We start from the raw sequence: 14,822 nt of genomic DNA on the forward strand, positions 1-14,822 counted from the left end.
GCGGTGCTGCCGATCGACGTGGCGGCCCACGGCAGCCGCTGGCGGGGCCGGCACCCGCTGGAGAAGGCCCTCCTCGGACTCGGGCTGACGGTCACCGCCGTGTGCCTGCCGCCCTGGCCCGGCGGGCCGCTGGTCGCCGCCGCCACCCTCGCCGTGCTGCTGGGCCCGGCCGGGGTGGCGGGCCGCGAGCTGTGGCGGGCCTTCCGGGTGCCGCTGGGCTTCTGCGTGACCGGGGCGCTGCCGCTGCTGATCTCGCTGGGCGGCCCGGACGGCTTCGTCGCCCTCGCCCCGGACGGGCCCCGGCACGCGGCGGAGCTGCTGCTGCGCACCTCGGCGGCCTCCCTCGGCGTGCTGCTGTTCGCCTTCACCACCCCGGTCTCGGACGTGCTGCCCCGGCTGGTGCGGGCCGGGGTGCCCGCCCCGGTGGTGGACGTGGCCCTCGTCATGTACCGGATCGGCTTCCTGCTGCTGGACTCCATGGCGCAGGTCCGCCGGGCCCAGGCGGCCCGGCTCGGGCAGACGAGCCGGGCCGCGGTGTGGCGTTCGTTGGCCGGGCTCGCCGCGACCACCTTCGTCCGGGCCTTCGACCGCGCCGCCCGGCTCCAGGAGGGGCTGGCCGGGCGCGGCTACGACGGCGCGCTGCGGGTCCTCGTACCGCAGGCGTCGCTGTCCTGGCGGTTCCTCACCGCCTCCGCCGCCCTGCTGGCCGCCCTGGTCGCGGGGACCCTCGTACTGAAGGAGCTGTACCTGTGAGCGTGGTGGTGGAACTGGCCGGCGCGGGCTACGCCTACGAGGACGGGCCGGCCGTGCTGTCCGGCGTGGACTTCGGGATCGAGGAGGGCCGGGCCCTGGTCCTGCTGGGCCGCAACGGCAGCGGCAAGACCACGCTGATGCGGCTGCTCAGCGGGGGCCTGCGGCCCGCGAGCGGGACGCTGCGCCTGGACGGCGCCGAGGTGGCCCACGACCGGGCGGGGCTGACCCGGCTGCGGACCTCGGTGCAGCTGGTGGTGCAGGATCCGGACGACCAGCTCTTCGCGGCCTCCGTCGAACAGGACGTGTCCTTCGGGCCCATGAACCTGCGGCTGCCCCTGCCGGAGGTGCGCGAGCGGGTCGGGGCCGCCCTCGCCGCGCTGGACATCACCGCGCTGCGGGACCGGCCGACCCACCTCCTGTCGTACGGACAGCGCAAGCGGGCGGCCATCGCGGGCGCGGTGGCGATGGCCCCGCGCGTGCTGATCCTGGACGAGCCGACGGCCGGACTGGACCCGGACGGACAGGAGCGGCTGCTGGACGTGCTGGCCGGCCTGCGCGCGGCGGGCACCACGGTGGTGATGGCCACCCACGACGTGGACCTCGCGGTGCGCTGGGCCGACGACGCGGCGGTGCTGACCCCGGCGGGCATCCGGACCGGTCCGGCCGGCGAGCTGCTGGCCGACCCGGAGCTGCTGGCCTCGGCCGGCCTGCGCCAGGCCTGGTCCCCGGCCGTGACCGCCCTGCTGCGCGCCCGCGGGCTGCTCGCCGCGCGGGCCCCGGGCCCCCGCGTCCCGGAGGAACTGGCCGCCTGGCGCACGGGCGCGCCCGCGACGTAGCGCCGCGGGCCGGTCAGCGGCAAACCTAGGATGGCCGCATGTCGCTGCCGCACGCCATCCTCACCGCCCTGCTGGAGAAGCCCTCGTCGGGGCTGGAACTGACCCGGCGCTTCGACAGGTCGATCGGATACTTCTGGTCGGCGACCCACCAGCAGATCTACCGGGAGCTCGGGCGGCTGGAGGAGGCCGGGCTGATCCGGGCGCTGCCCAGCGAGGGGCCCGTGCGCGGCCAGAAGAAGGAGTACGAGGTGCTGCCCGACGGCAGCGCGGAGCTGGCCCGCTGGGTGGACGAGAGCCAGGACCCCAAGCCGATGCGCGACGCGCTGCTGCTGCGGCTGCGCGCGGCGGGCGTGGTGGGGCTGCAGGGCCTGGGGCCGGAACTGCGGCGCCATCTGGCGCTGCACCGGGAGCAGCTGGCGAAGTACGAGGCCATCGAGGCCCGGGACTTCCCGCCGGACCGGGACGCGGTGGAGGACCGGCTGCGCCGGCTGGTGCTGCGCGGCGGGATCGCCCTGGAGGGCTTCTGGCTGAGCTGGCTCGCGGAGGCCATCGAAGAGGTCGAGGACGGCGGCGCGGCCCCCGGGAACTGAGCGCGCCCCCGCACCGGGGGCCGGTGCGGGGGCGCGGGGTGCGGGGCCTCAGTCGTTCAGGGCGGCCCAGAACTCGTCGAAGCTCAGCAGGCGGTCGCCGTTGGCGTCCTTGGAGGCGACGACGGCGTCCGCGACCGCGGCGGTGACGAACGCGTCGCCCATCGCCTTCATGGCCGCGCTGTACTCGTCGGCCGTGATGAAGCCGTCACCGTTCACGTCGAACTTGTTGAACGTCGCCCGCGCGCTCTCGATGTCCGCCACTGGGTCCACCCCTTCTTGGTGCTTGTTGACCGGCTCAGGGTAGCGCCACCGCGGGCGGGTGCCGTCCGCGGGTCCCGTTCGGGCGGCAGAAAGAAATTCAATTACCCTTCCGTAACGCGGAAGTGATAATTCCAGCCAAGAAATACGCCTTCCACTTGTCACGCTCCGGGATCACGGCATAACGTACAGACATTGCCGCCACACCAGGAGCGCAGGGCTCCCAGGGACATGCGGCAACAAGGGCGATCACACACAGGTGACGATCACAGCTGACGCATCATTCGAAGTTCTGCCCTTCACTCGCACCTGCCGCCATATCTGGGAAGACGGCGACCATGTGCTCATCGGAGTGAGTCCTGGCAACAGCTACTTCAGCTCCGAGCGCATATCCAGCCTCGCCCGATGGGCCACGACCCGCTTCGCCCAGGTCGACTTCGTCTACGCGGACCTCCACGTGGACCGGATGTTCGCCGCCTTCGGATACACCCGGGAACACGCGGAGAAGCGTGCGGCGAAGGAGATCAAAGCGGTCCGCAGAAGGATTCTCAAAGGCGTCGAGGAATCAGCGCCCCAGCATGCCGAGATCCGCGTGAGGGCACTTTCCGAGTTCCAGTCCAATCCCGTGTACCAACTTCTGCACCGACGCGTTCTGCATTTCCTGGAGACGGACGACGTATTCCGTAAGGGCTGCGAGGAGATGGCCCTCCACTTTGTCGGCTCGAAGTTGCCGGAGGGTGAATCCATTACGGACGCCCAGTTGCAGGTCTGTTTCGATTACATGGCGGCGGAGCTGCCGTTCTTCGTGGACACCCCGAGCATTCTCGACGTGCCGTCCTCGGTGGCGGCCTACCACGTCAAGATGCCGATGACCGACGTCCTCTTCGCCCGGGGCGGCGGCCTGCGCGCGACCCGCAACCAGGCGTACGCCGTCGTACGCCCCGAAGCGGCCGCCGCGCCCACCACCGCACCCACCGAAAGGACCGTCGATGAGCGTCGAGCAGCTTGAGGGCACGCAGGAGAGGGACCGCCCGCTCCTCGACTTCCCCCTCTCCCGGCGCGGTGACGTGCTCCCCGAGGAGTGCGCGTGGCTGCGCGAGAAGGCGCCGGTCGCCCGGGTCCGCACGCTGACCGGGGACCCGGCCTGGCTGGTCAGCAGCTACGCGCTGGCCAAGCAGGTGCTGGAGGACGACCGCTTCAGCCTCAAGGACACCGCGAACGCCGGGGTGCCCCGCCAGTACGCGCTGACGATCCCGCCCGAGGTCGTCAACAACATGGGGAACATCCAGAGCGCCGGGCTGCGCAACGCGGTCATGAAGGCGCTCAACCCGCGCCAGCCGGGCCTGCGGGAGCAACTGCGCACGATGGCGGGCGAGCTGATCGACGCCCTCGTCGCCGAGGGCGGGCCGGCGGATCTCCGGGCGGGGTTCGCCGACCCCTTCTCGGCGTTCCTGCACTGCCAGGTCCTCGGGGTGCCCTTCGCCGAGTGGCGGCGGCTGATGTCGGGGCTGGACGTCGCGTTCATGACCGCCCGCGAGCCCTTCGCCGACTCCGCCCTCAACTGGTACAAGGACGTCGGCCACTTCGCCGACGCCCTGCGGGCCCAGCTCGCGCTGCCCGCCGAGGAGCGTACGGGGCTCCTCGGCCGGTTCGCCGCGCTGCGGGAGGCCGATCCCGAGTCGGCGCACCTGACGGACGAGATGTTCGCGACCGTCGCCGTGTCCCTCTTCGGGGCGGGCGCGGTCTCCACGTCCGCGTTCCTGGTCCTCGCGGTCCTCGCCCTGCTCCAGCGCCCGGAGCTCATCGGGTACCTGCGCGCCCATCCGGAGCGCACGGGCCGGGCGGTGGACGAGCTGCTGCGCTGGAACCTGTCCGTGGGAGACGGCCTGCCGCGGATCGCGCTGGCCGACGTCCGGGTGGGGGACGTCCTGGTCGAGGAGGGCGACCTGGTGCTGGTCCTGCTGGAGGGGGCCAACTTCGATCCGGCCGCCTTCGAGCGGCCCGACGAGCTGGACCTGGAGCGCGAGCCCGCCAACGCCCACCTCGCCTTCGGCGCCGGCCGGCACTTCTGCCCGGCCTCCGCGCTGGGCCGGGCGCACGCCGAGATCGCGCTGGAGGTGCTGGCCGAGCGGCTGCCCGGGCTGCGGCTGGCCGTCCCCGCGGAGAACCTCGTCTGGCGGACGGGGTTCATCAAGCGGCTGCCCGAGCGGCTGCCGGTGGCCTGGGCCTAGGCCGTCCCTTCCGGATCTCGCCGGCGCGGGTCGGGCAAGATCCGGAAAGAGCCGGCCCAGCCGCCGAGCGGGCCGGGCCGGACCCGCCGCCCCCGAACCCGGTGTCCCGGGAGCTGTGCGAGCTCCCGGGGCACCGCCGTACCCCGTGCGCGGGCCCGGCGCCTAGCGGAAGATGCCGGTGTGGCCGAGGGAGTAGCGGCCCGGCTGCGGGTACACGGCCAGGCCGTGCGGTCCGTCGCCGACGGGCACCCGGGCCAGCTCCTTGCCGTTGGTGGTGTCGATCGCGTAGACCTCGGAGTTGTAGCGGCCGGACAGCCACAGCACCTTGCCGTCGGCCGAGACGCCGCCCATGTCCGGGCTGCCGCCGTCGGGCAGCTCCCACTTCTTGGTGAGCCGGTTCTCCTTGAAGTCGAAGACCGAGATGGTGCCCTCGCCGCGGTTGGAGACGTACATCTCCCGGGAGTCGCGGCTGACGTAGAGGCCGTGGCAGCCCTTGCCGGTGGGCAGCAGCTTGGGGACGTCGAACTTGTCGCCGCTGAGCACCCACATGCCGTGCGCCATCATGTCGGCGACGTAGAAGGTCTTCCCGTCGGGAGAGATCTTGACGTCCTGCGGCATCGCGCCCTCGAAGGGCAGTTTCTGCTGGCCGACGACCTCCATCTTCTCGGTGTCGACCTTGAGCAGTTCGCCGGAGAACTCGCAGCTCACGATGAAGTAGCGGCCGTCCGCGGAGAAGTCGGCGTGATTGACGCCGAAACAGGTCACCGGGACGGTTTTCACGCGGTCCATGGTGTGCGGATCGCGGAAGACGAGTTCGCGGTCCATGGAGGCCATGACGACCGCGTACTTCCCGTTGGGCGTGAAGTACAGGTTGTACGGGTCGTGCACCTCGACCGGTTCTCCGGCCTCACCGGTGGCCGGATTGATCGGGGTGAGCGTGTGCCCGCGGTTGTTGTTGACCCAGAGGGTCTTCATGTCCCAGGACGGCACCACGTGCTGGGGCTGGATGCCGACCGGAATGGTGTCGATGACCTTGTACGTGGCCGGGTCGATGACGGACACCGTGTTGGAGTTGGTGTTCGGCACGTAGACGCGCGACGGGAAGTCCTTGACCACCGGGGACAGCCGGTTCGGCCGGTCCGCCGCGTACACGTCGTTCGGGTCGAGCACCGGGGGCATCCCGGCGAGGCCCGGAGGGACGGCCGGGACGGCCTTGACGGGGAGGGCCGGCCCCTTGGAGCCCAGCGCCTCCGGTTCGCCCTTCGCGCCGGATCCGCAGCCCGCCAGGGCGGCGAGGACCAGTCCGGCGAGGAGCGCGGTGGCCTTCCGGGGAAGGCGGTTCGTCGTCATGAGGTCAGCAGCTCCGTGGTGGTCACCGCGCGCAGCCTGCGGCGCGCGAGTTCTTCGAGGAGGGGCGGCAGCGCGTCGACCGTGTCCGCGTAGCCGAAGTGCAGGCTCACCACCGATCCGCCGTGGATCGTCCCGGTGACGGTGCGCAGGACGGCCGCGGCGCCGGGCGAGGTGAAGTCGAGTGAGTCCACGTCGTACGAGAGGACGTGCGGGTAGCCCGCCCGCTGGGCCAGCTCCCGGACGAGCGGGGAGGCGTACTGGGTCTGGGAGGGCCGGAACCAGGTGCCGATCGAGCCGGTGAGCCGTTTGAGCCGCTGCGCGCAGCCGGTGATCTCGGCGTAGGCCTCCGCCTCGGGCAGGTCGTTGATCGCCAGGTGGCGCTGGGTGTGGTTGCCGAGCTCGTGGCCGCCGTCCAGGACCCGGCGGGCCATGTCCGGGTGCTCGTCGAGCCAGGCGCCGATGGCCAGTACGGTGACCCGCGCGCCGCCCTTCTCCGCCTCGGCGAGGACGGAGCGGGCGATGGCCGGGTCGCCGTTGCCGTGGAAGGTGAGGGCGACGGCGGGACGGTCGCGCGGTCCGTGGCCGATCTCCACGGGCTGGCCGGGGAAGCGGCGGGGCGCGGGGGCGGGTCCGGCCGGGGCCGGCTTGGCCCGGGCCGGGCCGGTGGGGGCGGAGGCGGGGGCGGAAGCGGCGGGTCCGGCGGCGGTCCGGTCCGGCGCGCAGGCGGCGGTGAGGCCGGCCAGGGCGGCGGCGCCCGCGCGCAGGGCCGCGCGGCGGCCTGGTGGTGAGAACACCTGCCCATTTAAGGGGTGAATGGGCGAGAAGATAACGATTGACCCTTTTCGGGACCTACGTCGCCGGAGGGCCGGGTGGGTGATCGCCCCCTGGGTAGTCGGTGATTCACACAGAGCTGCGGATACTTATTCATGGAATGTGAGGTGAGTGGCCCACCTCACCTAAGATTTAGGTGGAAACTCTTAGGATATGCACACTTATGTCCGAGTTGGGACTTTTGGCGTTTGGACCCTCGTCTGCCATAGTCGGAATCACGGCTTCCCTTTGACCCGAGCGAAGTCCTCCGCCGAGGATCACACACCCCATCGATCCTCGGCGCACCCTTGGAACCCCCGCAGCGCCCCATCACGGCGACAGGGGGTTCCTGGCTTTTCCGGGGCCGGTACGGCCCTAACGGTCGGCGACGCGCATCTCGAACCAGGTGATCTTGCCGCGCGGCAGCAGGTCCGCGCCCCAGCGGTCGGACAGCTTGTCGACGAGGAACAGCCCCCGGCCCGTGACGTCCATCTCGTGCACCGGCATCAGGCAGGGCAGCCCGCGCGAGGGATCGCGCACCTCCACCCGGATCCAGCCCCGCCGGCGCACCATCCGTAAGCCGAAGGTGCGCGCCCCGGTGTGGCGCACCGCGTTGCCGACGAGCTCCGAGACCAGCAGGACGGCGTGCTCGGCGATCTGCGGCGAGAGGCCCCAGAAGCGGATCACCACGCTCTGGGTGAGCCGGCGGGCGGCGCTCGCGGACTCCGGCATGGACGGCAGCGTCACTTCCTCCTCGGCCGGGTTCCCCCACGACTCCAGCGCCCTCAGGCCCCGTTCGTCCTCGACCGCCGCCGTGAGCCGCACGGCCGACGCGCCGCCGCGCTGCCGCGGCTGCTCCACACCCTCCAGGCCCGCCATGGACCCATCATGGACGGCCGACACGCCCGTCCGGGCCGTTCCCGGGGAATACACCCTCCGGTGCCACCGGCGCCGGAGGGGCGGCCCGGCATATGCGAAAGGCAACCGGGAGCGCGTACAACGGACCTGACCTGCGGTGACGTTGAGCTGTGCGGCGATCACGGTGAGTGGATCTTCCGGCCCGCTTAAGGTTCCCTTAAGGCCTGGCTAATCCACCCGCAGGGGGTGCGCGACGACGCCCCTTCCGCCGCTCCGCCGCCGCTGTGGCACCCCTAGAGGAACTTCGCCTTGCCCGGGCCCTCCTCGACGAAGCTGCGCATCCCGCGCTCGCGGTCCTCGGTGGCGAACAGGCCCGCGAACCACGTGCGTTCGATGGTCAGGCCGGTGTCGATGTCCGCCTCCAGGCCCGCGTCCACGCACTCCTTCGCGGCGCGCAGCGCGAGGGCCGGCCCCTGTGCGAGCTTGGCGGCCCAGGCGTGCGCCTGCGCGTACACCTCCGCGGCGGGCACGATGCGGTCCACCAGGCCGAGCGCCAGGGCCTCTTCGGCCTTGACCATGCGGCCCGTGAAGATGAGGTCCTTGGCCTTGGAGGGGCCGATCAGCCGGGACAGGCGCTGGGTGCCGCCCGCCCCCGGGATCAGACCGAGCAGGATCTCGGGCTGGCCGAGCTTCGCGTTGTCGGCGGCGATGCGGTAATCGGCGCAGAGGGCGAGCTCACAACCGCCGCCCAGCGCGTAGCCGGTGACGGCGGCGACCACGGGCTTGGGGATCCGGGCGACGGCCGTGAAGGCGTCCTGGAGGCCGCGGGACCGGGCGACCATGGCCGCGTGGTCCATCACCTGCATCTCCTTGATGTCCGCGCCGGCCGCGAACACCTTCTCCCCGCCGTAGAGGACCACCGCGCGCACGTCGGCGCGGTCGGTGGCCTCCACCGCGAGCTCGCGCAGCCGGTCCTGGGTGGCGACGTCCAGGGCGTTCATGGGCGGGCGGTCCAGCAGGATGGTGCCGACGCCTTCGGAGACTTCGAGAGAGATGGTCATGCGGGGTAGGTTAGCGCCGGTTAACGCGGGTCGGCCCGGTGCCGTGGGTCACAGCACCGGGCCGACGCGCGTCGAAGGGGGAGGGGACTACTTGATCCAGTCCGCCCAGCCCATGTTCCAGCCGTTGAGGCCGTTGTCCGGGGCGATCTGCTTGTCCTTGGAGTTCGTCACGACGACCACGTCGCCGATCAGGGACTCGTTGTAGAACCAGGCGGCGGGGGTGCTGTCGTCACCCGCGCCGCGTTCGTCCTCCAGGCCGACGCAGCCGTGGCTGACGTTCTCCGAGCCGAAGGTGCTGGAGGGGGCCCAGTAGTTGCCGTGTACGAAGGTGCCCGAGTTGGAAAGGCGCATCGCGTGCGGGACGTCGGAGATGTCGTACTCGCCGCCGAAGCCGACGGTGGCGCCGTTCATCCGGGTCACCTTGTACTTCTCGCTGATGACCATCTGCCCGTTGTAGGTGGTCGTCGCCGGGGCGCCCGCGGTGATCGGGATGTCCTTGAGGACCTGGTTGTCGCGGACGACCTGCATGGTGTGCGCGCTCGCGTCGACGGTGGTGACCTGGGAGCGGCCGATCGTGAAGGTGACCGTACGGGTCTGCTTGCCGTAGACGCCGGGGCGGCCCTCGACTCCGTCCAGGGCGAGCTTCACGGTGACCTTGGTGCCCGCGGCCCAGTACTTCTCGGGGCGGAAGTCGAGGCGGTCGTTGCCGAACCAGTGGCCCTCGACGGGCACGGAGGGCTCGGCCGTGACGGTGATGGCCTTCTCGACGGCCTCGGTGTTGGTGATGCCCCGGGTGAAGTTGATGGAGACGGGCATGCCCACGCCGACGGTCGAACCGTCCTCGGGCGTGTAGTGGCCGACGAAGGTGTTCTGCGGGGTGAGGGTGGTGAAGGTGGTGTCCTTCGCGGATTCCCGGCCGGCCTCGTCCTTGGCGACCGCGTGCACCTTGTACTCGGTGGCGGCGGCCAGGTTGCGGGCGGGCTCCCAGCTCAGGCCGTCGCCGGCCAGCTTGCCCTCCACCGCGTTGCCCTTGGTGTCGGCGACCGTCACCGCGCTGAGCTTGCCGCCGGTGCTGGAGACCTTCAGGACGCCGCTCGTCGCGACTTCCTTGGCCCCGTCGTCCGGCTTGACGCTGACGCTGGCCTTGGAGGCCTCGGTGCCGCTCTTGGCCCCCGCCGTCGTCCCCTTGGCGTCGCTCCCGCCGCCGCCCCCGCCGTTGTCTCCGCCGCCGCTGCACGCGCTGGTCAGCAGCAGGGCCGCCCCCAGCACAAGGGCCGGCAGGCCGGTGCGGACGCGGCCGCGTATCGGCTGCAGGTTCACTCGTGTTCTCCCCATGTCCCCCGCGCACGGACAGTCGCGCGCTTGTCGACAGGAAATCACACGGGCGGAGTACGAAAAGGCACGGTCGTGTCACCGTTCAGTCCCAAGTGGCGCCACCGGGGATGCGTCAGTCGTCGGTGCCGGGCTTGGTACCCCAGACGTAGACGGCGTCCCCTTCCGACAGCAGGTTCCACAGGCGTTCGGCGTCCGGCACCGAGAGGTTGACGCAGCCCGCCGAGCCGCCGTGCGCGTACAGGTCCCCGGGCCGCCCGTGGAGGGCCTGGCCGCCGTCGAAGAACTGGGCATAGGGCATGGGCGCGTTGTCGTAGAGCGAGGAGTAGTGGTCCTCGTGCCGCCAGTAGATCTCGTGCCAGCCGGGCCGGGTCTCCTGCTCGTCGCGGCCGGTCCGGACGGGCACCGGCGCGAAGACGACGCGGCGGCCGCTCTGCACCCACAGCAGCTGGCGCTCCAGGTCGACGCAGGTCACCCGGTGCTCGCGGACGGGACAGTGGCCCGCCGCGTTGGGGTTCGCGCGGGCGGCGACGGCCGTCATCGTGCGGAAGGCGGCGAGACCGGCGTACCCGTCGGCGGGAGTGACGCCGTTCGCGCGCTCGAAGGCGCGGACGGCCGCGCAGTCGGCCGGGGACTGGACCCCGTCGACGGGGCGCCCCACATGGGCCTCCAGCTCCCGCTGGTAGGGGCCGGTGCCGGCCGTGCAGGCCGGTTCGGGCCCGGGGGCGGCGGCCAGGGCCGGCGCCGGCAGGGCGGCGAGCGCGAGGAGCGCGGCCAAGGCGGCCGCCGCGGCCGTACGCGGGGTCGGGCGCGGGGTCATCGGTCCTCCTCGGGCCCGCCGGCGGGGCCGTCGCGCCCCAGCCAACCCGCGGGGGCCGTGCGCCGCGCGCGCGGCTGCGCCGGCGGGGTGAGGGGCTCACTCCGCCGGCGCAGCCGGGGCGCCGGGCGCGGCCGGCCGCGGGGGTGCGGTCAGGCCTCCGGGCCGTCGTCCTCGCGCCCGTCGTGCTCGCCCTTGCCCTTGCCCTTGCCGTGGTCGTCGCGCTTGTTGCGGACGGTGACCTCGACGCGGTTGCCGGGGGCCCGCTCCGTCACGTGCAGCGGTCCGGTCACCCGGTCGCGCGGCAGGACGTAGCCCTCGGGGACGTCCGTCTCCACGAGGTAGTACCAGCCCTCGGAGAGCGCGTCGAAGTCGCAGACGCCGGCCCGGTCGGTCGCGCAGCCGTCCTTGGCCTTCCGGTCGGCGTTGATGCCGCGGGTCTGCAGGCCCGGGGTGCCGTTGGTCTCCTTCCAGACCTCGAACACCGCCCCGCGCAGCGGCCGCCCGGTCTTGTCGTCCTTCTTCAGCACGCGCAGGGAGCCCGTCGGGTCCTCGCCCGTCCTGCGGTTCGTGACGGTGACCACGCGGCCCTGGGCGACGTCGCCCGCCGTCAGCTCGAAGGCGGTGACGGGGTCGGCGGGGTCCTCGTAGCCGTCCGGGAGCCCGACCTCCCGCCAGTAGTAGGTCTCGCCGACCGGCAGTTCGACCGTGCAGCTGCCCCGGGGACCGGTCACGCAGAGGCCGTCGAGCCGCTCGTCGGCGTCCCCGCCGAGGGGCTGGAGGCCGGGACGGCCGTTGGTCTCGCGCCACAGCTCGAAGCGGGCCCCGGGCAGCGGGGCGCCGGTCTCCAGGTCGGTCTTGAGGAGCACGACCCTGGCGCCCGGGACGGGGGTGCGGGTGTTGACGGCCCGGACCGTGACCCCGGCCGCGGCGTTGTCCCGGGTCAGCGTCAGCGGGAAGACCGGGTTCGCGGGCAGGTCGTGACCGGCCGGGGCCGCCGTCTCCCGCCAGTAGTACGTGCCGAGCGCCACGGTGCGCTCGCAGCGGCCGCTCGCCGGGGTCGTGCAGTCGCCCACCTTGGTGTCGGGGGTCGCGGTGCCCGTCTGGAGGCCCGGCAGGCCGTTGGTCTCGTGCCACAGCTCGAACACGGCCCCGCCGAGGGGATCGCCCTGCTCGTCCACCTTGGTCACGGCCACCGCGCCGGTCGGCTCGGGAGCCGGACCGCAGTCGGGGAGGTCGCCCGTGAAGGGGTAGGCGTGGAACTCCTGGCCACCGCCGCCGGCCGTGTCGCTGCCGTGGGTGACCGAGCCCGTGGTGAAGAAGCGTCCGTTGATGCCGGGCAGCGTCACGGTGGTCTCGGAGGCCTGGTTGCCCATCAGGAAGCTGCCCTGGAACTGGCCGGTACCGGTCAGGTTCACCGTGGCGGCGTCCGGGAAGTTCCACAGCAGCCGCTCGCGGTAGGCGTTGAGCGGATCGGTGTCCACCAGTCCGCCGCTGTAGGTGTTGATGGTGCGGGCGGTTCCGAGGACGTTGACGAGGACCGTCGCGCCGGCCGGGATGCCGGTGAACCGCACGCCCTGCTGGGCGCCCCGGGCTCCGGTCAGGTCGGCGTCCACGTTGAAGACCTGGAGCCGGGAGGTGCCGTCGCCGGTGAACAGCGTCTCGGAACCGCTGTTGACGACCGTGCCGGTCGCCGGGCGGGGGCGGCCGTCGACCTTGGCGTAGCACTGGCTGGCGGCGCTGAGCCGGTCGCGCAGTCCGGCGTACGGGGCGACGGCGGCCGCGTCCTTGACGAGGGTGCCGGTCACGGTGCCGGTGACGTCGCCCGCGTGCCGGACCACCCCCCGGTCGGCGATCAGGGTCTCGCCCGCCGCGACGGTGACGCCGGCGCCCGTGGTGAGGAAGTCCGCGCCGTCGGGCGGCGGTACGAGGGATCCGGCGCCGACGATCCCGACGTTGTAGCGGGAGTCCCCGCCGGCCAGCTTGTCCTGGTCGAAGCCGCCGAGGACGACCAGGCGGCCCTCGGCCTCGGAGGCGCGTCCGCGGACCCGGTACTGGCCCCCGGCGAAGATGTTGACGGCGTTGTCGCGGCCCTTGATGCTGCCGTCGCTGCCGATCGGCGGGAAGGGGCTGGGGCACTGGCCCGGAACGCAGGGACCGAGGCCGCCGGGCAGCGGCGCCCGCAGGACTGGGGCGGCCGGGGGGCGGGCGTCGGAGCCCGCCGCCAGGGCCGAGGGGGACCCGGCGGCCAGTACGGCCCCGATCGCGAGCCCCAGGGTCCACTTCCTTGCTGACATGACGCTCCGTCCGTATCCGCTGATGGCCCTGACAGGCTGCGGGCGGGCCCGGGCGCGGCGGCCGGACGACACTCCCGCACGGCGGAATTACGGTCCGACAATCACTCGATTGCGGGGGCGGGCGCCGGGCCGCGCGGACGCCGGAGCGGGGGCGGGGTCAGCCGAGGGCCGAGCCGGCGGCCCAGTCCGCCCACGACATGTTCCAGCCGCCCAGCCCGTTGTCGGCCGCGACGACCCGGTCCTGCGAGTTCACGACCTCCACCACGTCCCCGACCAGGGTCCGGTCGAAGAACCAGCCCGCCGGGGTGTCCGAGCCGCCGCCCTTGTCGTCGCGCAGTCCCACGCAGCCGTGGCTGACGTTGGTGTGGCCGAACGTGTCGGGGCTGGCCCAGTAGTTGCCGTGCAGGAAGGTCCCGGAGTTGGTGAGCCGCATGGCGTGGGGAACGTCGGGGATGTCGTACTCGCCCCCGAAGCCGACGGTCTGGCCGTTCATCCGGGTCACGTCGAACATCTCCATCACCACCATCTTGCCGTTGTAGGTGGTGTTCTTCGGCGCCCCGGCGGTGATGGGGACCGTGGACAGCAGCCGGCCGTCCCGGCGGACCTCCATCGTGTGGGCGACGGCGTCGACGAGGGAGACCTGGGAGCGGCCCACCGTGAAGCGGATGGTCTTGTCCTGGATGCCGTAGGAGCCGGGCGCGCCCTCGACGTCCCGCAGGTCCATCTTGACGGTGACCTCGGTCCCGGGCTTCCAGTACTCCTTGGGCCGGAAGTCGAGGCGCTCGTCGCCGAACCAGTGGCCCACGACGGGCACGGCGGGGTCGGAGGTGATGCTGATGGCCCGTTCCACGGCGGCGCGCTGCTTGATGGAGCGGTTGAACTTGAACGAGACGATCATCCCGGTGCCCACGGTGGAGCGGTTCTCGGGCTTGAAGTAGCCGATGAACCGCTCTTCGGGGACGTAGGTGGTGAAGGTGGTGTGCCGGGCCTGACGGCGGTCGTGCCCGTCGAGGGCGACCGCGTCGACGGTGTACTTGGCGGCGAGCGCGAGCCGTCCGGCCGAGGGGTCCGGGCTCCAGCTGAGCCCGTCGGCGGCGATCGAGCCCGGGACCTGCTCCTCCTGGGCGTCCTCGACCTTGGTGACGACGACGCGCTCCAGCCGGCCCTCGGGCACGTGCACCCGCAGCGGGCCCTCGGCCGGCACCCCCTTGGCGTTGTCGTCGGGGGTGATCCGGATCGCCTCGTCCGGCGAGCGCGGTTTGCCGGGGAGGGCGATCTCCACCGGGGAGCCGCCGTCCTTGGTGCAGCCGGTGAGGCCGCCCAGCAGGGCCGCCCACGCCGCCACGGCGGCCAAGCCCGCCCCTGCCCGCCTCGTCAGAAGAGTCACGCCCCGTCCAACGACCGGCCCCCTCCGGGGGAAACGTGAGGGCCGGGCACGTTCCGGGCAGAACTGTCCGGGCAGAACAGTGGGAAGGACCAGACGGGGGCGGGCCCAGGCCGGGACGCCGGGGCCGCACTCCCCCGCCGGTACCCAGGAGCCGTGGAGGCGGGCAGTGTCGAGCGCAGCCGAGCAAGAGGCGGTGGATGCCGCCGCCAGCAATGCCGTGGGCGGACCGGAGACGACGACGG

Annotated in this window: 14 protein-coding genes; 5 read left to right on the top strand and 9 right to left on the bottom strand. The window is 72.5% G+C overall.

Features of this window, described 5'->3' with window-relative positions:
* The first annotated feature begins 3 nt into the window (after window positions 1-3).
* The 3 genes from cbiQ to ACGFXC_RS17205 are packed head-to-tail and all read left to right on the top strand — an operon-like array spanning window position 4 to window position 2,179.
* Entirely contained in the window at window positions 4-753 is a 750-nt protein-coding gene (gene cbiQ, locus ACGFXC_RS17195; RefSeq protein ID WP_393713527.1) for a cobalt ECF transporter T component CbiQ, read from the top strand.
* Window positions 750-1,589 (top strand): energy-coupling factor ABC transporter ATP-binding protein, encoded by an 840-nt coding sequence (locus tag ACGFXC_RS17200; protein WP_393713529.1) that lies wholly within the window; start codon window positions 750-752, stop codon window positions 1,587-1,589. The genes cbiQ and ACGFXC_RS17200 overlap by 4 nt, the downstream gene beginning before the upstream one ends.
* Window positions 1,590-1,627: 38 nt before the next feature.
* Complete coding sequence (locus tag ACGFXC_RS17205; protein ID WP_393713531.1) at window positions 1,628-2,179, top strand: PadR family transcriptional regulator; 552 nt, start codon at window positions 1,628-1,630, stop codon at window positions 2,177-2,179.
* A gap of 48 nt (window positions 2,180-2,227) precedes the next feature.
* Here the strand turns inward: ACGFXC_RS17205 and ACGFXC_RS17210 are convergent, their stop codons facing one another.
* Window positions 2,228-2,440, bottom strand: coding sequence for an EF-hand domain-containing protein (locus ACGFXC_RS17210; RefSeq protein WP_393713809.1), 213 nt, complete (start codon window positions 2,438-2,440; stop codon window positions 2,228-2,230).
* A gap of 256 nt (window positions 2,441-2,696) precedes the next feature.
* Here ACGFXC_RS17210 and ACGFXC_RS17215 point away from each other — a divergent pair, with 256 nt between their 5' ends.
* The gene (locus ACGFXC_RS17215) at window positions 2,697-3,446 is read left to right on the top strand and encodes a tRNA-dependent cyclodipeptide synthase (protein WP_393713533.1); all 750 of its coding nucleotides are present in this window, start codon (window positions 2,697-2,699) and stop codon (window positions 3,444-3,446) included.
* On the top strand, window positions 3,427-4,668 hold the full coding sequence (locus ACGFXC_RS17220; protein ID WP_393713535.1) for a cytochrome P450: 1,242 nt from the start codon (window positions 3,427-3,429) through the stop codon (window positions 4,666-4,668). The genes ACGFXC_RS17215 and ACGFXC_RS17220 overlap by 20 nt, the downstream gene beginning before the upstream one ends.
* A gap of 162 nt (window positions 4,669-4,830) precedes the next feature.
* On the opposite strand, the gene ACGFXC_RS17225 is transcribed toward ACGFXC_RS17220, so the two are convergent.
* From ACGFXC_RS17225 to ACGFXC_RS17260, 8 genes are all read right to left on the bottom strand, one after another.
* Complete coding sequence (locus tag ACGFXC_RS17225; protein WP_393713537.1) at window positions 4,831-6,018, bottom strand: YncE family protein; 1,188 nt, start codon at window positions 6,016-6,018, stop codon at window positions 4,831-4,833.
* Window positions 6,015-6,812 (bottom strand): polysaccharide deacetylase family protein, encoded by a 798-nt coding sequence (locus ACGFXC_RS17230; protein WP_393713539.1) that lies wholly within the window; start codon window positions 6,810-6,812, stop codon window positions 6,015-6,017. The genes ACGFXC_RS17225 and ACGFXC_RS17230 overlap by 4 nt, the downstream gene beginning before the upstream one ends.
* A 391-nt stretch (window positions 6,813-7,203) precedes the next feature.
* On the bottom strand, window positions 7,204-7,812 hold the full coding sequence (locus ACGFXC_RS17235) for an ATP-binding protein (protein ID WP_393713541.1): 609 nt from the start codon (window positions 7,810-7,812) through the stop codon (window positions 7,204-7,206).
* Between the two features lie 167 nt (window positions 7,813-7,979).
* Complete coding sequence (locus ACGFXC_RS17240; RefSeq protein ID WP_393713543.1) at window positions 7,980-8,747, bottom strand: enoyl-CoA hydratase/isomerase family protein; 768 nt, start codon at window positions 8,745-8,747, stop codon at window positions 7,980-7,982.
* 87 nt (window positions 8,748-8,834) lie between these two features.
* On the bottom strand, window positions 8,835-10,082 hold the full coding sequence (locus ACGFXC_RS17245) for an Ig-like domain-containing protein (RefSeq protein WP_393713545.1): 1,248 nt from the start codon (window positions 10,080-10,082) through the stop codon (window positions 8,835-8,837).
* Window positions 10,083-10,194: 112 nt separating this feature from the next.
* On the bottom strand, window positions 10,195-10,899 hold the full coding sequence (locus ACGFXC_RS17250; RefSeq protein WP_393713547.1) for a L,D-transpeptidase family protein: 705 nt from the start codon (window positions 10,897-10,899) through the stop codon (window positions 10,195-10,197).
* Between the two features lie 149 nt (window positions 10,900-11,048).
* Window positions 11,049-13,193 (bottom strand): choice-of-anchor A family protein, encoded by a 2,145-nt coding sequence (locus ACGFXC_RS17255; RefSeq protein WP_393713549.1) that lies wholly within the window; start codon window positions 13,191-13,193, stop codon window positions 11,049-11,051.
* Between the two features lie 157 nt (window positions 13,194-13,350).
* Window positions 13,351-14,547, bottom strand: coding sequence for an Ig-like domain-containing protein (locus tag ACGFXC_RS17260; protein ID WP_393713551.1), 1,197 nt, complete (start codon window positions 14,545-14,547; stop codon window positions 13,351-13,353).
* Between the last annotated feature and the right edge of the window lie 275 nt (window positions 14,548-14,822).

Source organism: Streptomyces sp. NPDC048507 (assembly GCF_043199995.1).
Classification (GTDB): Bacteria; Actinomycetota; Actinomycetes; order Streptomycetales; family Streptomycetaceae; genus Streptomyces.

What these genes read in the sequence shown, in the direction of transcription:
- ACGFXC_RS17205 (WP_393713531.1), top strand. Translation starts at nt 1,628, where the DNA reads ATGTCGCTGCCGCACGCCATCCTCACCGCCCTGCTGGAGAAGCCCTCG.
- ACGFXC_RS17220 (WP_393713535.1), top strand. Translation starts at nt 3,427, where the DNA reads ATGAGCGTCGAGCAGCTTGAGGGCACGCAGGAGAGGGACCGCCCGCTC.
- ACGFXC_RS17225 (WP_393713537.1), bottom strand. Translation starts at nt 6,018, where the DNA reads ATGACGACGAACCGCCTTCCCCGGAAGGCCACCGCGCTCCTCGCCGGA.
- ACGFXC_RS17240 (WP_393713543.1), bottom strand. Translation starts at nt 8,747, where the DNA reads ATGACCATCTCTCTCGAAGTCTCCGAAGGCGTCGGCACCATCCTGCTG.
- ACGFXC_RS17245 (WP_393713545.1), bottom strand. Translation starts at nt 10,082, where the DNA reads ATGGGGAGAACACGAGTGAACCTGCAGCCGATACGCGGCCGCGTCCGC.
- ACGFXC_RS17250 (WP_393713547.1), bottom strand. Translation starts at nt 10,899, where the DNA reads ATGACCCCGCGCCCGACCCCGCGTACGGCCGCGGCGGCCGCCTTGGCC.
- ACGFXC_RS17255 (WP_393713549.1), bottom strand. Translation starts at nt 13,193, where the DNA reads ATGTCAGCAAGGAAGTGGACCCTGGGGCTCGCGATCGGGGCCGTACTG.